The sequence below is a fragment of the Sorangium sp. So ce385 genome (genome assembly GCF_051474135.1).
GTDB lineage: Bacteria > Myxococcota_A > Polyangia > Polyangiales > Polyangiaceae > Sorangium > Sorangium cellulosum_D.
This window is the reverse complement of record NZ_CP150337.1, coordinates 2452332-2476416: the sequence shown is the minus strand read 5'-3', so window position 1 is coordinate 2476416 and position 24085 is coordinate 2452332. Positions and strand designations below refer to the sequence as shown.

Here is a 24085-nt window from a genome sequence, read left to right as displayed (position 1 = left end):
TCGCGCTCCACGAGCGAAGTTGCGCTCGGCCTCGGGCGATCTGCGCTAGAACCGCGCCCATGCGAGCCAACCATCCGTCCGAACGGAGGCGCCTCCGGGCGCTCTCGTCCCTGTCCAGCGCGCTCGTCGCCGCGCTCGGCCTGACGTTGCCCGCCTACGCCGCGCCCCCCGCCGCGGCGCCCCCGGCCGCGGCGGCGCAGCCCGCGACGGCCGCGCAGCCCGCGACGGCGCAGCCCGCGACAAAGCCGGCCGCGGCGGCGCAGCCCGCGACCGCGGCGAAGCCCGCGACCGCGCAGCCCGCGACGGCGGCGAAGCCCGCCACGGCCACGCCCGGGGCCAGGCCGGCCGCGCCGGCGCCGGCAGGGGCGACGCCGGCCACGACCAGCGTGAGCGTCATGATCCCGGTCGAGAAGTTCACGCTGGAGAACGGGCTCGAGGTGATCCTGCACGAGGATCGCCGCACGCCCGTCGTCGCCGTCAACGTCTGGTACCACGTCGGCTCCAAGGACGAGCCGAAGGGGAAGAACGGCTTCGCCCACCTCTTCGAGCACATCATGTTCCAGGGCTCGAAGCACGTCGGCGAGGACATGTTCTTCAAGTACCTGGAGCGGGCCGGCGCGAGCGATCGCAACGGGACGACCAACGCCGACCGCACGAACTACTTCGAGACCGTCCCGGCCAACGAGCTCGGGCTCGCGCTCTGGCTGGAGAGCGACCGGATGGGGTGGCTGCTCGATCACGCGAACGACGAGACGTTCGCGAGCCAGCGCAACGTCGTGAAGAACGAGCGCCGCCAGAACTACGAGAACGCGCCCTACGGCCTCGTGCCGCAGTTCCTCCGCGCGGCCATGTTCCCGGAGAGCCACCCCTACCACCTGCTGACCATCGGCACGCCCGAGGACCTCGACGCCGCGCGGATGGAGGACGTCCGGGCCTTCTTCAAGACGTTCTACGTGCCGAACAACGCGACCCTCGTCGTGGCGGGCGACATCGATCGCGCCCGGGCGAAGGAGCTCGTCGATAGGTACTTCGGTCCGATCGCGAAGGGCGCCCCGCCGCCCGTCGTGACGAAGCCCGACCCCGGCGATCTCGCGACCGAGAAGCGCCTCGAGATCGAGGCGGACGTGGAGCTGCCCCGCGTGACGATCAGCTGGGTGACGCCGCCGATGTTCGCGCCCGGCGACGCGGAGCTCGACCTCGTCGCCAACGTCCTCGCCTCGGGCAAGACGAGCCGGCTCTACAAGAAGCTCGTCTACGATCTCCAGATCGCGCAGGACGTGTTCGCGGCCCAGCAGTCGAGCCAGCTCGCCAGCACGTTCCAGATCACGGCCACGCTGAAGAAGGGCAAGTCGCCCGAGCAGGCGCTGAAGCTGATCGACGCCGAGCTCGAGAAGCTGCGCAAGGCGCCGCCGACGCAGGACGAGCACGTCCGGGCCCGGGCGAAGCTGCTCTCGGACCTGATCTTCAGCATGGAGCAGGTGACCACCCGCGCGAACGCCATCAACAACTACAACCAGCTCGCCGGCGATCCGGGGTACTTCCCGAAGGACGTGGCCAGGTACGAGCAGGTCGCGGCCGCCGACCTGCAGAAGGCGGCCGCGGATCTCCTGCCGCAGGGCAGGCGCGTGATCGCGCTCGTCACGCCGAAGCCGGGCGCCCCGAAGGCCGGGCGCCTCGTGAAGCCCACCGCGGCGGCAGCGCCGGTGGCCGCGACGCCGGCGGGCGCGACGCCCGCGGCGGCGCCCGCGGCCGCTGCGCCGGCGGGCGCGAAGCCCGCGGCGGCGGCGCCCGCGGCGCCTGCAGCGCCGGCGGCCGACCGGCCCGAGCCCGCGCCGGCCATCAAGAAGCCCGCGGGCGACAAGCCCGCCGTCGACAAGCCCGCGGCCGGCACGGCCGCGCCGAAGGGGGGTTGAGCCATGCGCATGAAACGAATCCTCTCCGTCTCGCTCGCCGCCGCGGCGCTCGCCGCCTGCGCCTCGAACCCGCCGGCGCCGCCCGCCGCGACCGCCAAGGCGCCGCCCGCGTCGCCCACCGCCGCGGCGCAGCCCCCCGCGCCCGCGGACGCCTTCCGCCGCTCGCCGCCGCCCGCCGGGCCGGAGGTGGTCTTCGTGCCGCCCCGGATCGAGGAGGCGAAGCTCGCGAACGGGATCCGCGTCCTCGTCGTGGAGCGGCACGAGCTGCCGATCGTCGCGGTGGACGTGACCACCGTCCGGGGCGCCGACCAGGCCGAGCCGGGCGTCGGCGCGTTCGCGGGGGCGATGCTCACGCAGGGCACCAAGACCCGCTCCGCGCTCCAGTTCAGCGACGCGCTCGGCAAGCTCGGCGCGAACTACGGGTCCGGGGTCAACTTCGACGGCGGCGGCGTGCAGGGCCAGAGCTTGACGCCGCACTTCGGCGAGATGCTCACGCTGCTCGGCGACGCGTACATGAACCCGGCGTTCGCGCCGGCCGAGATCGAGCGCGAGCGTTCGCGCCGCATCACCCAGCTCGCCGAGCTGAACGACCGGCCCGCGTCGCTCCTCTCCATCGCCCAGGGGCTGGTCCTCTACCCCGGAGCTCACCCGTACAGCGCGCCGCTGATCGGCACCGAGGCGGCGCTGAAGAAGATCACGGCCGGCGCCCTCGCGCGGTTCCACGCCGCGCAGTTCCGGCCGGAGCTGACGACCGTCGCCATCGCCGGGAACATCACCAAGGCCGACGCGGTGAAGGAGGTGGAGCGGGTCTTCGGCGCCTGGAAGGGCCCGCTCGGCGCGCCGCCCGTGCCGGCGAAGGCGGAGCTCCCCGCCGAGCCGCCGGCGCTCGCGGCGGGCGCGCCGCGCGTCGTGATCGTCGATCGGCCCGGCCTCACGCAGTCGTCGGTGACGGTGACGCTGCCGGGCGTGCCGCGCGCGACCAAGGACTACGACGCGCTCCTCGTGATGAACACCCTCCTCGGCGGGCAGTTCTCGAGCCGGCTCAACCTGAACCTGCGCGAGAAGCACGCCTACACCTACGGCGCGCGCTCCGGCTTCGACATGCGCCACGGGGCGGGCCCGTTCTCGGCGGGCGGCGCCGTCGTGCGGGAGAACACCGGCCCCGCCGTGAAGGAGATCCTCGCGGAGATCGAGCGGATGCGGAGGGAGCCGGTCACGATCGAGGAGCTCGCGGACGCCAAGGCGAACCTCATCCGCCAGCTGCCGGCCCGCTTCGAGACCGCGGGCGCGACCGCGTCGACGGTCGCGAGCCTCGCGGTCTACGATCTGCCGCTCGACGAGTTCGCGACGCGGCCCGCGCGGATCCAGCGGATCACGCCCGCGGACGTGCAGCAGGTGGCGCAGAAGTACCTCGTGCCCGAGCAGCTCCGGGTCGTGCTGGTGGGCGACGCCGGCGCCGTCGGAGAGCAGCTCTCGGCGCTGCAGCTCGGCGAGGTCGTCGTCCAGAAGGCGCCGGCCGCGACGGGCGGGCCGCCGGCGGCCGGCAAGCCTGCGGCGTCCCAGGCCGGCAAGCCCGCGGCCCCCGCGGCGCCTCAGGCCGGCAAGCCCGCGGCGCCTCAGGCCGGCAAGCCCGCGGCGCAGCCGGCAGCTCCCCCCGCAGCGAAGAAGCCGTGAGGGCCGCGGCGCCGCTCGCCTTCGCGTGCGCGCTGGCGTGGTGCACGACGGCCGCCGCGCAGGCAGGCCCGGCGGCGCCCGACTGGGCGTTCGGGACGCCGGGCGGCGAGGTGGCCGTCGCCGCTGTCTGCACGGCCTCGCTCGGGGCGTACCTGCTCCCCCAGCGCCGCTCGACGTGGGGCGCCGCCTCCAGCGAGGAGCGCAACGAGACCATCGGCCTCGTCAGCGACATCACCGGCGCCGCCGTGGGCACGATGCTCGTCCTCGGCAGCGGGTACGCCCTCGAGGGCGGCTACCTCGCGGGCGCCGGCGTCCGCCGCCCCTTCTCGCGGGCGCTCAGGACGTCGCTGATCGAGGTCGAGGCCGCGGCGCTGTCGACCGGCCTCTCGAGCGTGATCAAGCGCCTGTCGGGCCGGTGCCGGCCGCGCTCGTGGCGTACCGATCGATGCGGGGACACCGACCTCGACTTCGACGCCTTCCCGTCGGGCCACACCACCCCGGTCGCCGCCATCGCGGGCGCGCGGCTCAACCTCGCGCTGCGCACGACCGGCGACGCCGCGCCGCGCCTCGGCGCGCTGGCCATCGCCGAGGCGGCCACCGTGGTGACGATGGCGCTGCGGATCGGCTCGGGCGCGCACTCGTGGCAGGACGTCGGCGCCGGCATGATCCTGGGCCACGTGACGGGCTTCGCGATCGCGGCCATCCACCCGATCGCGCCGAGCAAGGCGCCGTATGCGCCAGGTCCGCTGCCCGAGCCGACGCCGGAGCCCGCCGCGTTCACCTGGTCCTGGACGTTCTGATCGAGCGACGCCGGCCGGGCCGTCACCGCTCCCGGCTGCGCCGAGGTCGCGGCTCGGGGCCGGCCCCCGCAGCGAGCTTCGCGCCGGCCCGCGCCGCGCCGTCGAGCAGGCTGACCAGGACGTGCTTGCCCGAGGCCTCGAACAGCAGGGTGAGGCGCAGCGTCCGGTCCGCCAGCGTCTGCGCGAGCTTCTGCCGCGCCGGCCCCGCGGGGGCGCGCGCGACCGCCTCGCGCAGCTCGGCGATCTCCCGCAGGAGCTGCACCTCCTCGGGCGCGCTCCCCGCGCACCGCGCGAGCAGGACCTCCATCCGCTCGTCGCGGCTCAGCCCGCTGAGGTCGTCCTCCTTGAGCGGCTTGCCCTGCCCCGGGAGCCGGTCGAGCTCTCCGCGCGCGATCGCGCCCTGGATGCGCGATTCGACCAGCTGATCCAGCCCTCTGAACGCCATGCTGCCGTCCTCTCCGTCCGATGGCCGGTCGCCGCCGGCCCCGGGGAACCGCGCGCCGCGCGCCCCGCGCCGCTTCTCTAGGGGACGCTCTCGACCTTGGCCATCCCCGGCGCCTCAGAGGCCCATGCAGTTCGCGTAGTACGTCACGGTGGCTGGCCAGTCGGAGAAGACGCCGCGGACGCCCACGTCGCGCGCGAGCACGTCGAGCATCACCATGGTGTCGCCGTCGTTGTCGATCCCCTCCGAGACCGACTGGTAATAGTAGTCGCCGCCGCTCGCCAGAGGACCCGAGCGCTCGAGCGTCCACGTGATGATGTCGAGGCCCGCGGCCTTGGCGGCCTCGGCGTACTCCGAGGGCACGATCTCCCCGTCGCCGTCGAGCGTCACGAGCGCGAACAGGGGCGGCGCGACGATCTTCACGCCCTGCGCCGCGAGGCTCTCCATCCCGGAGACGGCCGTCTCGTAGCCCTCGGCCGTGTCGACGCGGCTGTCGAGGTACACGGCCTGCGCGCCGAACTCCGGCTCTTCCTCGAGCCAGTAGAGCACGTCGTCGAGGCTGAACGACTGCGCGAACACGCTCTTCGGGTCGACGCCGGCCGCCTTGTACTCGTCGATCAGCTGCTGCGCGTAGTCCTGTTGCGCGTAGTCGCCCTCGTACGGCATCTCCACCTCCGGGGCCTTGAGCTCGGGCGTGAACTTCACGCCCAGGCTCGAGAAGAGCTCGATGCTCTCGGCGTGCGTGAGCAGCGTGCCGCAGGTGGCGTACAGGTCCGTGCGGAAGTCCGGCGTCGACGCCATGTACTCCTCGACCGTGGCGGCGTCCGGGTTCGCCGAGTCCATCTTGCCGCAGAGCTGCTTGAGCTCGGCGAGCGTGATGTCGCTCGTGCAGCACTTCGCCGACGCAGGCGTGCCGGCCTCCGCGTCGGCCGGGACGAACGGCTCCGAGCACTTCTCGGCGAGCTCCGGGATCGCGAGGATGTTCGTCGTCGTGTGGAGATCGCACTGCGCGTGACGGCACACCAGCTGGCGATCCTTGGTGAAGGTCACATCGCACTCCACGATGCCGGCGCCCATGCGAGCGGCCGCCTCGTACGACTCCCTCGTGTGCTCGGGGAACTGCATGCACGCGCCGCGATGGCCGATCGAGAAATCGGTGCGCTCGAAGGGCCCCTCGGAGCACGCCATCAGCTGCTCCTTCAGCTCCCCGTCGTCCATGTCCTCGACCAGGTAGTACGGCCGCGGGCCGAGCTGCACGCCCTGCGGCGCGGCCTCTTCGGCCGGAGATTCCGGCCGGCGCGCGGGCTGCAGCGACTCATCGCCGGAGCAAGCGCTCGTCGCAACGACGGGCAGCGCGATAAGCGCCAAGGCGGTGCCAATTCTGGCGCTCTTCTGGATCATGGAGCACTCCCTCTGTGAATGGATTGAAGCTCGGACGTTCCGCGCATGCTCCTGTGCGAATGTGTCTTGCGCGAAACAAGGAGGCGACATCTCCGCCCTCTCCCGCGTGCCGTCGCTTCCGGAGGGCGGGAGGCGATCGAGGGCGGCACGCGAGCGCGGACGGCATCCGGGCGCGCAGGCCCCCGTGGGTCGCGTCGCGCCTCCGAGCGCGCGCCGAGCCCGAGGGAGAACGCGCTCGGTCAGCGCGCGGGCGGAGGCGGCGCGGGCGCGCCGGCGGGCCGCGATCCATGCTCGCGCCATGCCCATCTTCGAGAAGCGCACGCGCATCGCCGCGCCCCCCGAGCGGGTCTTCGCCTTCCACGAGGAGCCCGACGCGCTGGAGCGGCTCACGCCCCCCTGGGAGAAGGCGCGCGTCCTGGAGAAGACTGGCGGCATCCTCGTCGGCGCGCGCGTGGTCCTTGAATCGCGCGTCGGCCCCGTCCCGGTGCGCTGGGTCGCGGAGCACACCCGGTACGAGCAGGGCAGGATGTTCCAGGACACGCAGCGCAGCGGCCCCTTCAAGCGCTGGGTCCACACCCACCGCATGGACCCCGACGGCTCAGGCGGCTGCTATCTCACCGACCACGTGGAGTACGAGCTCCCGCTCGGGGCCCTCGGCCGGCTCGGCGGCGGCCGCTTCGTCCGGCGCAAGCTGGAGCGGATGTTCGACTACCGGCACGAGGTCACGCGGCGGGCCTGCGAGGCCCCGCCGCAGTAGCTCCTCCGCCTCCAGCCGCCGCGGCGGCCATCGTCGGGCGCGCCCCGTCGCGCCGCGCGCGGGGACCGCAGCCCCTGCGACGCGCGGGGACCGCAGCCCCTGCGACGCGCGGGGACCGCAGCCCCTGCCCTGCGTCAGCGACGCGGATCGCCCTCGGGCCGCCCCCCGGGGTGCGCCGGATCGAACTGCGCCGGCCGGTCTTCGTGCGGTCCGTCCGCCGTGTATCCCCGCTGCGAGGCGCCCTGCTGGCGAGCGATCTTCTCGACGTCGCTCGATCCCTGCGTCGTCTCGTCGTCGAGCTGCCGCGTCGGCGCCCCCGGCTCCTGCTGTTCGCTGCCGATCTGCTGCTCAGCCTGTTTGCTCGGTCCTGCGTGCTGGTTCGTGGGTTTCATCATGTCACCCTGGAGCCCGATCGCTGACTGTAAAGCCCCTGGTTGCGAAGACGGCCGCCAGCCCCAAGTTCCTCGCAATGCCGCGTCACGCGGCGACGGCAAGGAGGAGGAGCATGGCTATCTACCGTTGCGGCCACTGCGGCTCGATGAACCGGGTCGCGGACCAGCGGATCAAGGATCGACCCCTCTGTGGCCGCTGCAAGGCGCATCTCGACACGACGGGCGCTCCGCAGCCGGTGGACGGGGCCGCGCTCGAGCAGGCGATTGCGAGCTCTCCCGTCCCCGTCCTCGTCGATTACTGGGCCACGTGGTGCGGCCCGTGCCGGGTCGTGGCGCCGGCCCTCGACGAGCTGGGCCGCAGGAACGCGGGCACGGTGCTGGTCCTCAAGCTCGACACCGACGCCGATCCGGTGGAGGCCGGGCGCCGGCGCATTCAGGGGGTGCCGACCTTCGTGCTCTTCCACGGAGGGCGAGAGCTCGATCGCCGCAGCGGCGTGACCTCGCGCGCCGATCTGGAGCGCTGGATCGCGAGCCAGACCGGACAGCCCTCCTCGCGCGCAAGCCACGCATGAGCCCGCGCGGCGCGCCGGACGGGAGCGGGGCCGTTCGTCGAGAGACGCGGGACACGCAGCGCGCCGGGTGGACACCACCGGCGCGCTCTCCGCCTAGCGGGCGCCGCGCGGCGGTGAAGCAATCGCGGCGGTGAGGGCCCGTTGATTCCGCTCTGCTCGACGCGCCCATTTCGGTTTCTGCGTGGCCCCGATGCGCCGCAATGGTGTGAGCGCGGGTGGGCGAACAGAACTTGGCCGGCGACCGCCCTCTCGGCGTAGTCACGGCGCGTGCCGAGCACACCGCACGAGGTCCTGATCGTCGCATTGCGTGAGCAACCGGGGTTGCTCGGCGCGCTCGTCTCCAAGCTCACCGGCGTGAAGCTCCCGCGCAGCCTCAAGCCGGCCGACGCCACGCTCCGCTTCGTGAAGCCCGCGGAGCTGCGGCTCGATCTCGTGCTTCAGGGCGGCCGGCGCCGCTGGGTCCTGGTCGAGCTGCAGCGCGGCGTCGACCCGGCCAAGCGGAGGCGGTGGCCCCTCGCGGCCAGCCTGCTCTTCAGCCAGACCGGCGCGCTGGGCGACGTGATCGTCATCACCGCGCGCCGCGCCGTCGCCCGCTGGGCCGAGCGCGTCGCGTGCGTTCGCACGCGCCTCGGGACCGAGCTCCAGCTCAGGCCGGTCGTGCTCCACCTCGGCGCCGACGAGGGCAAGGCGCTGCTCGACGAGCGCCACCCGGAGCTCGCGCTCTTCGCGGCGTGGGCCATGCAGCACCGCCATGGGCCCGGGGCGCGCGCCGTCGTCGAGCGGGCGTTCGAGCTGACCGAGCGGCTGCCGCGCGCGTTGCGACGGGCCCAGCAGCGTGCGATCCTCTCCGTGCTCAGCGAGCGGATGCTGGAGCTCCTCAGGGAGGCCTCGATGAACCCCGACAAGATCCCGGAAACCCCCGCCGCCAGGAAGCTGCGCCTCTTCCTCGAAGCGCAGGGGCGGAAGAAGGGCCGGGCCGAGGGCGAGGCCAAGGGCCGGGCCGAGGGCGAGGCCAAGGGCCGGGCCGAGGGCGAGGCCAAGGGCCGGGCCGAGGGCCGCCAAGACGCGCTGCTCACCCTGCTGCGGGCGCGCGGGCTCTCGCCCTCGCAGGACGACGAAGCGCGCATCCGGGCCTGCGCCGACGCAGCGAAGCTCGACCGGTGGATCGCGCAGGCCGCCACCGCGACGACCGTGCGCGAGGCCCTCGGGACGAGGACCCAGAGCGCGCGGGCTCGCCCCCGCACGCCGGCTCGCTCCCGACCGTCCCCCGCGTCGCGCTCCTGAACCACGCCGGACGCGAACCGCGCCGGAGGCGCCTCAGCCGATCCAAGCAGCTGCGCGACCGCACCCGCCTCCCCGAGCGGACGCGCCCCGCCGCCGAGCGGACGCGCCCCGCTTCCCCGAGCAGGCGCGCCGCCGCCGAGCGACGCGCTCCCTAGCTCGTCCCTGGCGCGCGCGACGACGTGCTCGGCTCCCCTCGCCCGAACGCCGCGCCCGCCGCCCCGCCGCGCACCGCGCGGTAGCGCGCCAGCTCGCCGAACTGCGCGAGCCGGGCGCGCACGATGTTCCTGCTGATACCGAGCAGCCTCGCCGTCTGGAGCTGATTGCGATCGCAATAGCGGTACGCCGTCCGGATGATCGTCTCCTCGATCTGCTCGTGCAGGTTCGGCAGGTTCTGCTCGAACAGCGCGAGCAGCGCGCCCTCCAGCGACGTCGCCTGCGGCGTCGGCCGCACCTGGGACACGGCCTCGGCGCCCGCCCGATCCGACGGCGGAGGGCTCGTCCCCGCCTTCGGCTGGAGCGCCGTGAGGCGCAGATCCGCCGGCGTGACCTCATGCCCCCTGCAGACCAGGAGCGCGTGGTGCATCGCGTTCTCGAGCTCCCGGATGTTCCCGGGCCACGGGTGCTCCAGGAGCCGCGCCGTCGCCTCCGCCGAGAGCGCGGCCGGCGCCGAGCCGAGCCGCTGCGCGTACAGATCGAGGAAAAACCGCGCCAGCGGCAGGATGTCGCCCGGCCGCTCGCGCAGCGGCGGGAGCGAGAGCGTCGCCACGTTGAGCCGGTAGAAGAGATCCTCGCGGAATTTCCGCGCGATCACCGCCTCCTCCAGGTTCACGTTGGTCGCCGCGATGAGGCGCACGTCGATCGGGATCGGCTGGCGCGAGCCGAGCCGCACCACCTCGCGCTCCTGCAGCACGCGGAGCAGCTTCACCTGGAGCGGCAGCGACAGATCCCCGATCTCGTCGAGGAACAGGGTGCCGCCGTCCGCGGCCTCGAACCACCCGGCCTTCGAGGTCGTCGCCCCGGTGAAGGCGCCCTTCTCGTGGCCGAACAGCTCGCTCTCGACCAGCGACTCCGACCAGGCACCGCAGTTGACCGCCACGAAGGGCCGGCCCCGCCGGTGGCTGAGCGCGTGGATGTGACGCGCCACGAGCTCCTTGCCCGTGCCGGTCTCCCCGGTCACGAGCAACGTCGCGTCGCTGGGCGCGATCTGACGGATCCGGTCGAGGAGCGCCTGCGACCGGGGATCCTCGAAGACCAGCGCCTTCGCGCGCAGAGAAAGAGCCAGCGAGCTCGGGTTGGGAAGCGTGAGCAACGGCATCGTCATCGGGCTTTACTCACCATGATAGCGGATGTTCCGTCCATTATAACGGACGACCCTGGCGTGCGCCAGAGATCTTTCTCCGGCGCAGCCTTACCGGGGGCCCCGGACGGACCCGGGGCCGCTCGAGCTACGCCTCGAGGAGGTAGCCGCGCACCTCGTCGGTGAGCGCCTTGATGTCGTGATCGGTGCGCGACCGGGGGCGCGGCACGCCGACGGGGACGACGCGCTTGATCCGCCCGGGCCTCGGCTCGAGCACCACGACCCGATCGCCGAGGAACACGGCCTCCTCGACGTCGTGCGTGACGAGGATCATGGTGATCTTCTCCTCTTGCCAGATGCGCTGGAGCTCCTGCTGCAGCTTCGTGCGGGTCAGCGCGTCGAGCGCGCCGAACGGCTCGTCGAGGAGCAGGAGCCCCGGCCGGTTGACCAGCCCGCGCGCGATCGCCGCCCGTTGCGCCATCCCGCCGGAGAGCTGGTGCGGGTAGGCCCGCTTGAACGCCGACAGGCCCACGAGCTCGAGGTGATCATCGACCGCGCGGGCCTTCTCGGCCCGCGTCCACGCCGAGTTCTCGAGCCCGAGCGCGACGTTCTGCTCGATGGTGAGCCAGGGGAAGAGCCGGTGCTCCTGGAAGACGATGCCCCGGTCGAGGCTCGTCCCCTGGACGCGCGCGCCGCCGACGAGGATGTCGCCCTCGTACTCGGTGTCCAGCCCGACGAGCAGCCGGAGGAGCGTGGACTTGCCGCAACCGCTCGTGCCCACGACGCTGATGAACTCGCCGGGGTGGATGGTCAACCCGATCCCCTGGAGCACCTGCAGGGACTCGTCCTTGACCACGTACTTCTTGTTCACATCGCGGATGTTGATGACGCCAGGCGAGCTCATGGATTCCTCCTCGAAGATGTTCACACGCCGCGGACGCGCCAGCGGAGCAGGCGCTCCTCCGCGGCCGTGGCCAAGAGGTTCAGGCCGAAGCCCACGACGCCGGACACGATCAGCCCGACCAGCACGACGTCCATCGCGAAGCGCTCGCGCCCGTCGACCATCAGGCTGCCGATGCCCGGCGCGGGCTCGAGCAGGTACTCGGCCCCGAGGGTGCCGAGCCACGCATAGATGAGCGCCTGGTGGACGCCCGCGAAGAGCGACGGCGCGGCGGACGGCAGGACGACCTTGCGGACGACCTGCCAGCGCGAGAAGCGGAGCACGCGCGCCACCTCGATGTGCTCGACACCGACGCTCCGCACGCCCTCGTAGGTGTTCACGACGACCGGATAGAAGGCGGAGAGCGCGATGAAGGCGACCTTCGCCTGCTCGCCCACGCCGAGCCACACCGACATGAGCGGGATCCACGCGAACAGCGCGACCTGCTTCGCGGCGTGGAAGCTCGGCGAGAACAGCCTGTCGGCGGTGCGCGAGAGCGCGAGGAGGCCGCCGACCGCCGTGCCCGCCAGCGTCCCGAGCGCGAAGCCGAGGAGATCCCGGCCCAGGCTGGCCCGGAGGTGGGCCCACAGCTCCCCGCTCTCGTGCTGGGCCTTCGCGGCCTCCCACACCGCGAGCGGCGGGACGAGGATGCGCGTGTTGGCGAGCTCGTAGCGGCAGACCACGATCCAGGCGAACACGACGAAGATGGGCAGGACCAGGCCGCGCCGCAGCCGCGGCTGGACCAGAGCTTGCGTGATGGCGCTCATCGTTCGGACCTCGGTGTCACAGGGCGGCGCGCCGCCAGCGGAGGAGGCGGGCCTCGATCTTCTCGAGCCCCTTGTCGAGGACGAGCCCGAGGACGCCGACGACGAGGATCGCCGCGAGCACCACGTCGAGCTGGAAGAGCTGGCGGCCCCAGACGATCAAGAACCCGACGCCCTCGGAGGAGGCGAGGAGCTCGACCGTCACGAGCGACAGCCACGCTTGCGTGAGGCCGTACCGGATGCCGACCGCGATCGACGGGACCGCGGAGGGGAGCACGACCTTCCGGAGCAGCTGGACGTTGCTGAACCGGAAGACCCGGGCGACCTCGATGTAGGATCGAGGGACGTTCTTGATGCCCTGGAGCGTGTTGAGCGCGACAGGGATGAGGCTCGCCTGCGCGATGAGGATCAGCTTCAGCGACTCGCCGATGCCCACCACCATCATGAACAGCGGCAGCCACGCGAGCACGGGGACCTGCGCGAGCGCCTTGAAGAGCGGGTGCACGTAGTCCTCGATCCGCCGCGAGAGCCCCATGGCGACGCCGAGCAGCAGGCCGGCCGCGCCGCCCACGGCGAAGCCGCCGAAGACGCGCCCGAGGCTGATGGCGATGTTCGTGTGCAGATCTCCCGAGCTCGCGAGCTCGGTCAGCGTCTGGAAGACGAGCCCCGGCGCCGGCAGGATCTGCGGCGGGATCAGCTCGCGCTGCGAGGCGAAGCTCCACGCGAGGAGGAGCGCCGCCGGGAAGATGAGCCCGACGGCGACGTTGCCCACCCGCCGGGACAGGAGCCGCGCGGCGCCGCCCGCGGGCAGCGCCACCTCGGGCGCCGCGAGCTTGTAGGCGGCCTGGGGCTGGCTTTCTTGGATTCCCTGCTGCGTCATCTTGGTTGCCTTTCGATCGTGGCCGTGCGCCGTGCCGCGCGCGCTCCTCTCATTGCCTTCCGGGGTGCTTGACCTTCCCGTTCGCGTCGAACTCGGGCCAGTAGCCCTCGAGGTTCAGCTCCTTGAGCGCGGCGTTCAGGAACCGCAGGTCGATCCACGAATCGACGTCGAACGTGCTCCTGATGAGGCCGAAGCGCTTCGCGTCGGCGGCAGCCGCCTTGTAGCGGGAGATCAGGAACTCGTCGAACAGCGGGCTCGCGCGCACCTTGAGCGAGTCGCCCGTCTGGTCCGCCTTGAAGTTCGCGTAGGGCGTCCCCGACTTGGACCAGAGCTGGTAGATCGGCGCCGGGTTGGCCTCGTTCTGCGCGATCCAGTGGGCGGCCTGCACGACCACCTTCACGACGCGCTTGGTCACGTCCGGGTACTTGTTCGCGAACTCCTCGGTGACGATCAGGTGAGCGTGGCGCAGGTAGGCCGGCGAGTCGTTCTTCGTCGTGTAGACGATCTTCGCGATCCCCTGGTCCTGGAGCGTGAGGAGGTCGTATCCGCCGAAGGCGGCGTCGATGTCCCTCGTGGCCAGGGCCGCCTTGGCGGTCGCGTTATCCATGTTGAGGATCCGGAGGTCGCGCTCCGACAGCCCGCTCCCCGCGAGGATCTTGTTGACGGCCAGCTGGAGGTTCGTGCCCTTGAAGAGGGCGACCTTCTTCCCCTTGAGGTCGGCGAGCGACGAGATCGGCGAGTCGGAGGGGACGGCCAGGTACGTGTGCTGGCGCGTCGACACGCCCGCGAGCAGCTTCGTCTTGAGCCCCCCTGCCCTGCCGATGCTCGACGGCAGGTCTCCCTGGAGCGCGAAGTCGAGGAGGTTGTTCGCGTACGCCTCGTTGACGGCGGGGCCGGCGCCCTTGAAGAAGGACCACTCGATCTTGATGTTGTCCTTCTTGAACTCCTCCTCGAGGAGCCCGCGCGCGTGCACCACGCTGAGGCTGCTGCCGCCCACGAAGGGGCGGTTGCCGATGCCCACGCCGGCGAACGCGACGCGGATGACGCGCGGCGCGTCCGCCCGGGCCGCGTGCGACGAGAAGGTCAAGAGCGCCGCGATGAAGATCTGTAGAATGATAAGTGCTCGTCTCATGCTTTCCTCTCCGAATCCATGGCTGCGCGCCGCGGGACGCGTCAGAAGCCGCCTTGCAGCTGGGCGAGCAGCTCGTGCTGCGCCCCTTCTTTGTTCGTGCGGTCGTCCCGTCGGTTGAAGTTGAGCTGGAACTTCGTCGTCTCCGCGAAGAAGACGTTGAAGCCGAGGGTGTAGACGTCGACCCGGTTCTCGAGCACCTCGGTGCTCGGGTCGAAGAGGTCGACGCGGATGAACGGCTGGTAGGTCTTCGGCCACCAGTCGTCGTATCGACCCTGGTTCCGGTACCCCCTCAGGAACTGCTCACCCCAGTTGTAGAAGAACGTCGCCACGTGCGACAGGCTCGAGAGCCTCGTCTTCTGGGGGTCCTCCAGCGTCGTCCCGAGCGTGACGTCGTCCTGGCCGTAGATGAACTCGTAGGTGACGCCGATCGGGTAGTGGTTGTAGTAGATATCGCCGCCGTACCTGCGCTTCGCGCCCTTTCCGGACAGCGTCTTCTTCTCGTCCTTGAGGAACGTGTTCTGCCAGCCGATGTACACGCTGCCGCCCAGCGTGATCTGCCGGAGAATGGAGTTGTAGTCGGACGGCACGGTGAACGCGAGGCGGCCGATGATGTCCTTCTCGCTGTTGTCGTCGGGCGTGTTCGGGCCGCTCCCGTTGACGAGGCCCACGGCGTAGGCGAGGATGGGCGCCCGGTAGTTGTAGCCGTAGTCCACCTGCGGCAGGATGTCGCCGCGGACGATGAGGCCGAGCTCGCGCCGGTTGAGCCCGAGCCGCGTCGTGAACTGCGCGTTGGTGATGACGGGCTTGAGCTCCTCGCTCGCCGGCACCTCCAGCCCGAACGGCAAGAGCTGCTGTCCGAGGGTGATTTGCAAGACCCAGTCCTCGGGGGCGAGGGTGGGGAGCACGGAGTACGACAGCTGCGCGTCCAGCAGGTTGAGGAAGCTGTTGTTGCTCGCCTGCTGGGGCGACGCGCCGAAGCGGAGGGAGTAGGTGAGGTTGCGCCCTTCCTCGTAGTCCTTGTAGAGGATGCCGTTGAACGAGAGGAGCGCGGCGCCCGTGTCGAACGTCACCTTGCGATCGTTCGAGGTCGCCGTGGTCACCGGCTGCTCCGACCACCCGATGCGCGTCTGGACGACGCCGCCGATGGTGAGGGAGCGCGTGGAGATGGCGGTGTGGAGATCGCGCTCGCGCTGCCACTGGAACTTGAAGTTCTCGAGGTCGGTGACGAGCCCTTGCAGGTCGTCCCGCGTGACGGCGTTGGGATCGGGCTCGACGAAGGTCTCCGCGGCCGCGTCCCCCGCGGGCGCCGAGACCGGGGACGGCACGCCCGGGGCTGCGCCGGGGGCCGCAGGCGCCGCAGCGGCGGCGCCCGGCGCGGCGGCGCCCGGTGTCGCGGCTGGGGCCGCGCCCGCTGGCGCTGGGGCCGCGCCCGCTGGCGTCGGGGCCGCGCCCGCTGGCGCTTGGGCCGCGCCCGCTGGCGCCGGGGCCGCGCCCGCTGGCGCCGGGGCCGCGCCCGCTGGCGCCGCGGGTCGCTCCCCCTGGGCTCTGCCGGGCGGGTTCTGGGCGCTCGCCTCGGTCGCGCAAAGGGCGATGGCCGTCGCGAGGATCGTGGGGAAAGCTGTTCTTGAACGTTCAAGCAGACGCATGAATGGATCCAAAGAGGTTCGTTAGATTCGTCATCACCGCCGCGCGGGGCTGCTTCCGTCAGCCCCGCGCTGCGCATCGCCGTCAGGCCGCCTTGCTCTTCGGCAGCTTCTGCTCGACCGCGGTCCCTGCGAAGAAGCCGGGGTTCTTGCCGGCGAAGAAGTTGTAAGGATGGGTGAACACGAGATCGCGGAAGTTCGCCTCCGTGAGCGCCCCGCGCTCGACGAGGCTCCAGGTGTCGGCGAGGACCTCGGTCAGATCCGGCACGTCCCAGTGCCCGCTGTCCGACGCCCAGAAGGCGTTGAGCTGCACGCCGAGCGGGTTGACCTTCGTGTTGAACGCGTACGCGATCGTCGGGTCGTCCGCCTCCGAGCCGAAGTAGAAGTTCGGCACGTACCGATCGCGGATGTCCTCGATCCGCTCGATGCCCGCCGCCGCGAAGTCGTCGAGCGCGGCCGGGTCCTGCGGCTGGCGGCGCGAGTTGTTCGACACGCCGAGCGCCCCCCCGAGGACGGCGTTGATGTCGCCGAGCCGCGCCTCGACCTCCTGCCCGCCGTACTGCTGGTACAGCGCGTAGAGCAGCTTCGCGTCGATCAGGTCAGGGTTGTAGTTCTGGACGGCCCGGCCGTTGCGCTTCTCCCAGTGACCGACGAGATCGGCGAAGAGCGTCGCGCCCCACGCCGCCCCGCCCTCGAGGAAGCCGACGCGGAGATCGGGGAACCGCCGGGTCACGCCGCTGAAGAACAGCGACTTCGCGAGCGCCTCGGAGGCGGAGGCGAAGTGGCCGATGTGGTTGTACATGTAGTTCGAGAACGAGCTGCGGCTGGTCCACCCCATACCGGCAGAGTGGGTGGTCAGCACGGTCTTGAGCTCGACCGCCTTGGCCCAGAACGGGTCGTAGTTGTATTCGCTGTCCACGCCGAACGTGTCGAGCCAGTTCGCGTGCCGCGCGACGTCCGGATGGTGGCGGGACGGGTACTTCTCGGCCACCGCCCGGATCGGCCGGCGGAGGTTGCCCGGGATGAGCGCGACCTTGAGGCCGAGCTCGCGCACCGCGAACTCGAGCTCCTCGACCCCCTCCTCCGGCGTGTGCAGCGGGATCGCGGCGACCGGCGTGAGGCGGTCGGCGTACGGCCGGTACACGTCGGCGTGATAGGCGTTCACCGCGCGGATGAGCACCCGGCGCAGATCCTCCTTGCCGACGTGGGTGGCGAACGTGGAGACGTTCGGGAACAGGACCGCGTAGTCCGTCCCCGACTCGCCGAGCCGCTCGTGCAGGAGCCTGGGCAGCGACACCGTGGCGAGGTCGAGCGTGTTCTTCGTCGGCAGGGCCCACCACGGCGGGCGGACCGAGCGCTGCGCGGCGCGCTGCTCGGGGGTGAGATCGTACCACTCGTTGCTCAGGTAGCCGAAGCCCCGGTTGATCGCCTGGCGGAACTCGTCGACGTACTTCGCGCCGCCGTACTTCGCGATGTAATCCTCGAGGATCGGGGCGAACTCGATCGTGTGCAGATCGGTGTCGATGACCGGGTAATCGAGCTTGTCTCGCACCGCGCGCGAGCGGGAGGTCTTCTTGCCGTCTTTCAGCGAGAGATGAGAGGATGAGATGCTCATGACGATGTCTCCAGGGTGCGGCCGTGCCGCGCGCTCGCTTCCGGCGCGGGGGCAGCCGCGATCAAGGCGCATGAGGCGGCGCGCCGAGGGGCGACCGCTCCTGTGCTGAGAACGTGAGAGGCCTTCGAGCTAGAGCGCCGCGAGCGCGGCGCTCGGACAGCGCGTGGCCGTCCATCGCTCGACGTGAGCGCCGACCCGGCGGGGCGCTGCCTGCGGCGAGCGCCGGAGGGAGGAGCGCGCCTGCGCCGGCGCGCCGATGGCAGCGCTCGTCGCGGCGCGGCGCCGCACGACGGCCGGCGCGCCTGGATGGGCGTTCGTCACGGTCGTGCTGGCGAGGATCGATGGGATCGCATCGAGCGCGATCACGGGGTCTTTCATGGCTGTCTTCACGTGAACGCTCGCCCTGACGCATTGCATTGGGCGGACCAAACCGCCGCCGGCCCCAGCAGGGCAGGCCGGGCGGAAGCCGACCGAAGCGCTCCGCGTCGCGAGCGCGACCGCTCTCTCCTGAGCGCCGTCCCGGGGGAAAGACAGAGAGGGCCTGAAGAGCCCGACGCCTCCCGATGGCGAAGGAAGATCAGCGGGTCACAACGCGCGCGGCGCACCCGGTCAGAAGAGCAGATCGACGAGCGTTGCTCCGCTGTTGCTTCCGTTTTGCACGCCGCGTACCAGGCTTATGTCCGCTCCGAAAGACGCGGATCCGTTATACCGGATGACCCCGTGCTGCTGGAGCAGCAGGCGTGTGCTGCGGGGGTGCTGCTCCAGCAGCAGCCCCCGAGCGGGGTGCGTCATCGCGGGGACGGCGGCGCGGCCGGCTGGTTCGTCGCGGTCGCGAACGCGATGCCGCTCTGCAGGTCGCGGCGGGTCACGATGCCGGAGAGGTCGATGTCGAGGCTGACGATCGCCTGGGACACCTCGGGTCGGATGCCCGTCAGGACGACCTGCGCCCCGAGCAGTCGGACCGCCCGCGCGACCTGCAGGAGGGCGTTCGCCGACGCCGTGTCGATGTGCGGCACGCCCGTGACGTCGATGATCGCCACCCGCGCCTGCCGCTCGACCACCTTGCCCAGCAGGTTCTCCATCATCTGCTCCGCCCGCGCCGTGTCCAGCGCGCCCACGAGCGGCAGCACGAGGACACCCTGGCTGATGGGCACGATGGGCGCCGACAGCTCCAGGAGCGTCTTCGCCTGCATCCGGAGCTGGTCCTCGAGCTGCTTTCGCTTGGTGATCACCTCCGTGAACAGCATGATCCCGCCGATCTCGCCGTTCGGTGCGTACCACGGGAAGATCTTCCACATCCCCCATTCGACGTGCCCGTCGCTCCGCGGGAAGGGCTCCTCATCATTCCCTTCCGAGGCCCCCGCGAGACAGCGCTTGTGGATCGCCTTCCAGTGCTCGGGGACGTCGGGGAAGATCTCATAGTGGCTCCGGCCGACGAGCTCTTGGTCGCCCAGGCCGAACTCCGCCCGGTAACGTTGACTGGCCATGACGTAGCGCATGTCACGATCGAACATGGCGAACGCTGCCGGTGTGTAGGTGACGAAGAGGCGCACATGCTCCTCGCTCCGGCGCAACGCCTCCTGGAGGCGAGCCCGCTCCTCCTCGGCATGCTCGAGCTCCCGGATGCGCTGCCTCAGGCGCTCGTTCTCGGCAGCGACATCGTTGTAATTCACGTCACAGGACATCCGGACCCCTGGTTCTGTCCTGGACTTATATCAAAGAAGGAGGACCGGCGGCGACCGAAGCGGCGCCGCACGTGTGCTGCCGGCGCGGGGAGGTGCGCGCCATCGCCGGGACGTGCCCGGTGCGGGACGGACCGCCACGACGCCTCGCTCGGGCAGCTGCTCGCCTCCGGTCGGACCGAGCTGCTGGCTGTAGGCCCTGCGCCGGCGCTCAGCGCGCTTCGTGTGCGGCCTTGAGGCCGGCGATGTCCAGCTTCACCATCTTGAGCATCGCCTCGGAGACGCGGCGCGCCTTCTGGGGATCCGGGTCGGCCATGAGGTCCCCGAGGACGGTCGGCACGATCTGCCAGCACACGCCGAACCTGTCCTTGAGCCAGCCGCACTGCTCGGCGGAGCCGCCCTCGAGCAGCGCGTTCCAATAACGATCCACCTCGGCCTGGTCGTCACAGCTCACCACGAACGAGATGGAGTGGTTGAACGGGTCGAGCGGGCCGGCGCTGATGGCCATGAAGGGCTGACCGCACAGCGTGAACTCGACGACCTTGACCGAGCCGGCGGGGCCGCCCGGCGTGTCGCTCGGCAGCGGGGTCACGCGGTCCACCCGGGAGTCGGGGAAGATCGACGCGTAGAACCGGGCCGCCTCCTCCGCCTCCTTCGCATACCAGAGGTGCGGCGTGATCTTCTGGACCCGGGTGCCCGCTTTGCGCTCCTCGCCGCCCGAGTCGAAGAGGACCGCGAACCCGCCCCAGATCATGCGCTTGGGGTCGAACGGCGGCGCTTCCGTCATCTGCATGCGCGGATCGTCCCTCATCTTCACGCTCGCCTGGTCGCGCACCTCCTTCGAGGGCCACACGATCCAGGAGAACACGATGGTCTCGCCCGCCTCGGCCTTCACCGCGCCCTTGAAGTCGGTGATCTTGCCATCGGGGACGTCGTCGCCCCAGCACTCGACGACGCGCGTCGCACCATACTCCTGGAAGACCTGCGCGGCTTGCGCGCAGACCTCGCGATAAGCTTCCTTTTTGCCCGTGGGCACCGGAGTCACGAAACCGTCGATGTAGCTCATGGACGCGATTATGCAGACCTGCCGTTTAGGGCGTCAAGCACGGCGGGTCCAGACGAACGGCGGGCTCGACCATGGATGAGAATCGATCGCTTCGGGGTCCGCCGAGCCGATCGCGGCCAATAGCCCGACGGCGGCGATCGACGGCCCGCAGAGGGAGAATGCGAGACGCGCATTCGGAATGCATCCTGCGCGCCCCTCGGAGAGGGGCGACTCCCGATCTCCTCTTCGAGCCTCCCTGTCCTGCCGCGCCGCTGCCGGGTCGTGTCGAGCTGGCGCCGACGCGCCGCCGCTTCAGCGCGGCGCAGCGTCGAGACGACCGCGAACGCCGCGGGGCGGCCGCGCCCGTGCCTTCAGCGAGACGTCACGGCCGACCGCGCGAGACGTCCTGCGCTTCCCGGCGCATCTCGCGCAGGAGGGCGGCGGCGACCGTGCCCGGGTGGGTGCGCTCCGGCGCGGCGCCGAACGCGGCGAGGACCTCCGCGAGCGGGCGGGGCTCCTCGTCCGCGGGCGGCCCGCCGCGGCGCGCTGCCGCGACGAAGAAGCCCGCCGCGTAGTAGGCGAGGGCGATGGCGCGCGCCACGCGCGCCCGCGCGCGGTCGTCGTCGCCCAGGGGCCGCCCGAGGTACGCCTCGAGGAGGGCCTCGCGCTGCTCGGGCCGCGGATAGGCGAACACGCCGAGCTGCGCGAGATCGACGAACGGATCGCCGGCGCCCGCGGTGGTCCAGTCGACGAGGTACACGCGGTCGGCCGCGACGAGCACGTTGTTCGGGTTGACGTCGCGGTGGCACGGGGCCGCGTGCGCGTGGGGCCCGCTCGCCCGCTCGAGCTCGCCGGCGGTGCGGACGAGCTCCGCCGGGAGGCCCACGCCCGCGAGCGCGGCGCACTGCGCGTCGAGGGAGCGCAGGAAGTCCATGCGCGACGGGCCGCGCGGAAACGGCGGACCGTCGTGGAGCCGCCGCAACGTCGCCGCGACCCGCCCGAGCAGCGCCGGGTCGCGCGCCGGGCGGAGCGGCGCACCGGCGATGCGGTCCATGATCGTGACGCCCGCCCGCGCGTCCGCGTGGCGCAGGCGCGGGGCGACGCCGCGCTCGGAGGCGGCGCGCATGCACGCGGTCTCGCGCGCGAAGCGCCCCGGATCGCTTGGATCGGGCGCGCAGCGCTTCGCGACGTACGGCGCGCCGTCGACCGCGAACGCGAGCAGCGTGGCGCCGGAGAACCCGCCGGACAGCGGCGTCACGTCGGTCACCGGGCGCCCGGGGAACGCGGCCTCGATCGCGGCGGCGAGGTCCGGGTGCAGCGCCGGGGCGCTCATGCCGCCCCCCGCGTCGCGGCGAGCCGCTTCGCGTAGAGGCGGCTCCGCGCGGCGAGGTCGGCGGGCCGCGCCCAGTCCCATCCGATCGCCCGCCAGTCCGGGTCGTCGGGATCGAGCCCGAGCGACGCGACGAACGCGCGATCGGCGACGAAGAAGTGGCGCTTGTACGCGAGGAGATAGCTGCGCGGCGCCTGCGGCAGCGCCTCGAGGTGGGCACGCGCCTCGTCGTAGGTCGCGAACCAGTGGTGCAGCACGCCGCCATCCCGGCCGTACAGCAAGGTCCCGAGCTCGGGCGCGCCGGGCTCTCCCGCGAGGGCGAGGCGCGCGCGCTCCCAGCTCGAGAAGCCGCACTCGCGCGCGACCACGGCGAGGCAATGCTTGCGGCGGATGCCGGGAACGGCCGCGGCGAGCGCGGCCTCGTCGGCGCGCACCAGCTCGGGCAGCGCGCGCAGGCGCGAGCGCGCCTTCGCGTCGTTCGACGCGAGCCGCTTGTGCAGCAGCTCGGCGCGGATCTTCAGCTCGCGAACGGGATCGATCATGGACGTCTCCTCTCGAATCAGCCGCTGCCCGCTCCCTCGGCCCGAGGATCTCGACGTGCTCATGACGGTGCGAGGTGACCCGCGATCGTCGCGTTGCAGGGTGAAAGGCTTCTTTCCGGCGGGGAGGGCGCCCCTGCGCACCCAGAACGACGACGATAGCGCTTCGCGCCCGGGCGCGCCAGGTGGAAGATATTCGCATGATGCCGCCGCTGCTCATGGTTCCTGGGTATTCCGGCTCGGGGCCTCGCCACTGGCAGACGCTCTGGGAGCAGAAGCTCCCTTGCGCGCGCCGCGTGGAGATGCCCGACTGGGATCATCCCGACCGGCGCGCGTGGGTGGAGGCGCTCGATCGTGCGGTCGCCGGCAGCGCCGCCCCTCCGGTGCTGATCGCGCACAGCTGCGGTGTGAGCACGGTGGTCCACTGGGCGGCCTCGGGCGCGCGGCCCGTGCGCGCCGCGCTGCTCGTCGCGCCGGCCGACACCGAGTCTCCGAGCCATCCGCGCGACGCGTCGACGTTCCACCCTTTGCCCAGCGTCAGGCTCCCGTTCCGCTCGGCGGTCGTCGCGAGCGCGAACGATCCCTACTGCACCCCGGAGCGAGCCGAGGCCTTCGCGCGCGCCTGGGGGAGCGAGCTGATCCACGCTGGGCCGTGCGGGCACATCAACACCGACGCTGGCTTCGGGCCATGGCCCGACGGCGAGCGGATCCTCGCCGCGCTGATCGGCGAGCCCGTCTCACGGGTGTTTCACCCCTGACGCGGCGATGGCTGACGAGCCGCCTTGTCTACGCGCCGTCGCGCCTAGGCGCGGCTCGCCTCGGACTCAAGCAATTCATCCGATCTAGCGGATTGCGGCCAGACGGGCGCTGGCGGGCGGTCACCGCGCCTCTCCGCCCTCCCCTCCCCTCGTCTCTCCCGTCCCCTCCTCGCCTGGCGCCCCGCCGCCCCTCCGGCGCTCCACGCAGCGGCCCATCGCCTTCTGGATCATCGGCAGCGGCAGCGCGAGATCCATCGAGAAGCGCCCGTTGCGCGGGCTCACCCGCGCCAGGTCGAGCAGCTCGACGAGCTGCTCCTCCCCGTCCGACTGCGCCTTCAGCCGGGCCAGCGAGAGCGCGGTCCCGAGCGTCTTGCCGAGATCGTCCACGTCGGCCGCCACGGGCCCCGTCACGTCGGCCACGATCGCGACGTCCTCCGAGGCGTCGACGTGCAGCTCCACCTGGCCCACCGCGCCGCGCAGCCGCTCGGCGATGTCCGGCGCGCTCCCCTCGAGGAGCTCCGCCACGTCGTCGGCCGAGAGCACCCCGTACGCATCTCCATAGCTCGCCCACTCGGGGATCACCGGCGGCGCAGGCGCCACCTTGTCCTCCAGCCTGTCGATCGCGGCCTCGACCGCCTCGGCGTCCCTGCCGACGAGCAGGAGGCCGTCGCCCCAGCGGCCGAACACCGGCGAGGGCCCTTCCTCGTCCTCGAACAGCGCCCCCCGCGCGCCGTACGCGCGGCGGCTCCCCCGCAGGGAATCGAAGCGCGCCGACGGGAACTGGCCCGACACCACCACGAGGGGCCCCGACGTCGCCGCGATCCGGTCGATGTCCTCGAGCACGTCAATCCCGAACTCGTCCTCGAGATCGTCGAAGCTATCCATCTCGAGCTTCGCGAGCATGCAGTCGAGCCAGAGCTTGCCGGCCGGCGACTCCTTGATGGCGCTCGCCTCGAAGACGACGGCCGACGTGGCCCTGTCCGTGGGCAGCGCCGTCAGCAGCGGGTCGCGCGAGGGCCTCGGCGCCGCGCTCGGGTCGAGCACCGGCGACGGCAGCGTGCGGCGGCGCAGGCTGCGCTCGAGCTCGGGCTCCCGCGGGCCGCGCGGGAACTCCACGCGCGCCTTCTTCGGGGGCGTCGCCTCGACGTCGCCGCGCGACATGAGCCACGCGGCGAGGCCGAGGAGGAGGACCGCAGCGAGGAGCCAGGCTCGGTGGCGCATGGAG

Annotated in this window: 23 protein-coding genes and 1 pseudogene; 7 read left to right on the top strand and 17 right to left on the bottom strand. The window is 71.9% G+C overall.

Translation table 11 applies throughout. The features are described 5' to 3' along the window. The first annotated feature begins 59 nt into the window (after positions 1-59). Genes WME83_RS09205 through WME83_RS09195 form a run of 3 tightly spaced genes read left to right on the top strand, consistent with a single transcriptional unit; the run spans position 60 to position 4387 of the window. Positions 60-1913 (top strand): M16 family metallopeptidase, encoded by a 1854-nt coding sequence (locus tag WME83_RS09205; protein WP_437318888.1) that lies wholly within the window; start codon positions 60-62, stop codon positions 1911-1913. 9 nt (positions 1914-1922) lie between these two features. After that, positions 1923-3587 (top strand): M16 family metallopeptidase, encoded by a 1665-nt coding sequence (locus WME83_RS09200; RefSeq protein ID WP_437318887.1) that lies wholly within the window; start codon positions 1923-1925, stop codon positions 3585-3587. Continuing rightward, on the top strand, positions 3584-4387 hold the full coding sequence (locus WME83_RS09195; RefSeq protein WP_437318886.1) for a phosphatase PAP2 family protein: 804 nt from the start codon (positions 3584-3586) through the stop codon (positions 4385-4387). Before WME83_RS09200 ends, WME83_RS09195 begins: the two co-directional genes overlap by 4 nt. 22 nt (positions 4388-4409) lie before the next feature. Here WME83_RS09195 and WME83_RS09190 read toward each other — a convergent pair whose 3' ends face one another. Continuing rightward, positions 4410-4832 (bottom strand): DUF1992 domain-containing protein, encoded by a 423-nt coding sequence (locus WME83_RS09190; RefSeq protein ID WP_437318885.1) that lies wholly within the window; start codon positions 4830-4832, stop codon positions 4410-4412. Positions 4833-4946: 114 nt separating this feature from the next. Continuing rightward, the gene (locus tag WME83_RS09185) at positions 4947-6230 is read right to left on the bottom strand and encodes a glycerophosphodiester phosphodiesterase family protein (RefSeq protein ID WP_437318884.1); all 1284 of its coding nucleotides are present in this window, start codon (positions 6228-6230) and stop codon (positions 4947-4949) included. 298 nt (positions 6231-6528) lie between these two features. On the opposite strand from WME83_RS09185, the gene WME83_RS09180 reads away from it, so the two are divergent. After that, positions 6529-6987 carry an SRPBCC family protein gene (locus tag WME83_RS09180; protein WP_437318883.1) on the top strand — a complete coding sequence of 153 codons (459 nt, stop codon included), beginning with the start codon at positions 6529-6531 and terminating at the stop codon, positions 6985-6987. A 134-nt stretch (positions 6988-7121) separates the two neighbouring features. Here WME83_RS09180 and WME83_RS09175 read toward each other — a convergent pair whose 3' ends face one another. Beyond that, on the bottom strand, positions 7122-7382 hold the full coding sequence (locus WME83_RS09175; RefSeq protein WP_437318882.1) for a hypothetical protein: 261 nt from the start codon (positions 7380-7382) through the stop codon (positions 7122-7124). A gap of 110 nt (positions 7383-7492) precedes the next feature. Here WME83_RS09175 and WME83_RS09170 point away from each other — a divergent pair, with 110 nt between their 5' ends. Beyond that, entirely contained in the window at positions 7493-7951 is a 459-nt protein-coding gene (locus tag WME83_RS09170; protein WP_437318881.1) for a thioredoxin family protein, read from the top strand. Positions 7952-8218: 267 nt separating this feature from the next. Next, positions 8219-9235, top strand: coding sequence for a hypothetical protein (locus tag WME83_RS09165; protein ID WP_437318880.1), 1017 nt, complete (start codon positions 8219-8221; stop codon positions 9233-9235). Positions 9236-9386: 151 nt separating this feature from the next. Here WME83_RS09165 and WME83_RS09160 read toward each other — a convergent pair whose 3' ends face one another. The 13 genes and pseudogenes from WME83_RS09160 to WME83_RS09100 form a co-directional block, all read right to left on the bottom strand. Further along, positions 9387-10550, bottom strand: coding sequence for a sigma-54 interaction domain-containing protein (locus WME83_RS09160; protein ID WP_437321980.1), 1164 nt, complete (start codon positions 10548-10550; stop codon positions 9387-9389). Between the two features lie 130 nt (positions 10551-10680). Beyond that, positions 10681-11436: an ABC transporter ATP-binding protein gene (locus WME83_RS09155; protein WP_437318879.1), complete on the bottom strand. Its 756-nt coding sequence runs from the start codon at positions 11434-11436 to the stop codon at positions 10681-10683. A gap of 20 nt (positions 11437-11456) precedes the next feature. Then, positions 11457-12239: an ABC transporter permease gene (locus WME83_RS09150; RefSeq protein ID WP_437318878.1), complete on the bottom strand. Its 783-nt coding sequence runs from the start codon at positions 12237-12239 to the stop codon at positions 11457-11459. Positions 12240-12255: 16 nt separating this feature from the next. Continuing rightward, entirely contained in the window at positions 12256-13116 is an 861-nt protein-coding gene (locus WME83_RS09145) for an ABC transporter permease (RefSeq protein WP_437318877.1), read from the bottom strand. 49 nt (positions 13117-13165) lie between these two features. Then, positions 13166-14248: an ABC transporter substrate-binding protein gene (locus WME83_RS09140; protein ID WP_437318876.1), complete on the bottom strand. Its 1083-nt coding sequence runs from the start codon at positions 14246-14248 to the stop codon at positions 13166-13168. A 41-nt stretch (positions 14249-14289) separates the two neighbouring features. After that, a complete protein-coding gene (locus WME83_RS09135; protein ID WP_437318875.1) occupies positions 14290-15573 on the bottom strand; it encodes a hypothetical protein in 1284 nt (427 codons plus the stop codon). A gap of 403 nt (positions 15574-15976) precedes the next feature. Continuing rightward, the gene (locus tag WME83_RS09130) at positions 15977-17506 is read right to left on the bottom strand and encodes an amidohydrolase family protein (protein ID WP_437318874.1); all 1530 of its coding nucleotides are present in this window, start codon (positions 17504-17506) and stop codon (positions 15977-15979) included. Between the two features lie 129 nt (positions 17507-17635). Further along, positions 17636-17884, bottom strand: coding sequence for a hypothetical protein (locus WME83_RS09125; RefSeq protein WP_437318873.1), 249 nt, complete (start codon positions 17882-17884; stop codon positions 17636-17638). Positions 17885-18294: 410 nt separating this feature from the next. Continuing rightward, the gene (locus tag WME83_RS09120) at positions 18295-19191 is read right to left on the bottom strand and encodes an STAS domain-containing protein (protein WP_437318872.1); all 897 of its coding nucleotides are present in this window, start codon (positions 19189-19191) and stop codon (positions 18295-18297) included. Between the two features lie 208 nt (positions 19192-19399). Beyond that, on the bottom strand, positions 19400-19942 hold the full coding sequence (locus tag WME83_RS09115; protein WP_437321979.1) for a VOC family protein: 543 nt from the start codon (positions 19940-19942) through the stop codon (positions 19400-19402). A gap of 21 nt (positions 19943-19963) precedes the next feature. Beyond that, a pseudogene (locus WME83_RS09110) lies at positions 19964-20254 on the bottom strand (DUF1428 domain-containing protein); the annotation flags it as partial. 361 nt (positions 20255-20615) lie between these two features. Further along, complete coding sequence (locus tag WME83_RS09105) at positions 20616-21566, bottom strand: phosphotransferase (protein WP_437318871.1); 951 nt, start codon at positions 21564-21566, stop codon at positions 20616-20618. After that, positions 21563-22105 (bottom strand): hypothetical protein, encoded by a 543-nt coding sequence (locus WME83_RS09100; RefSeq protein WP_437318870.1) that lies wholly within the window; start codon positions 22103-22105, stop codon positions 21563-21565. Before WME83_RS09100 ends, WME83_RS09105 begins: the two co-directional genes overlap by 4 nt. Before the next feature lie 197 nt (positions 22106-22302). Here WME83_RS09100 and WME83_RS09095 point away from each other — a divergent pair, with 197 nt between their 5' ends. Further along, positions 22303-22860, top strand: coding sequence for an RBBP9/YdeN family alpha/beta hydrolase (locus tag WME83_RS09095; protein WP_437318869.1), 558 nt, complete (start codon positions 22303-22305; stop codon positions 22858-22860). Between the two features lie 120 nt (positions 22861-22980). On the opposite strand, the gene WME83_RS09090 is transcribed toward WME83_RS09095, so the two are convergent. Continuing rightward, positions 22981-24081 carry a hypothetical protein gene (locus WME83_RS09090; protein WP_437318868.1) on the bottom strand — a complete coding sequence of 367 codons (1101 nt, stop codon included), beginning with the start codon at positions 24079-24081 and terminating at the stop codon, positions 22981-22983. Positions 24082-24085: the final 4 nt, after the last annotated feature.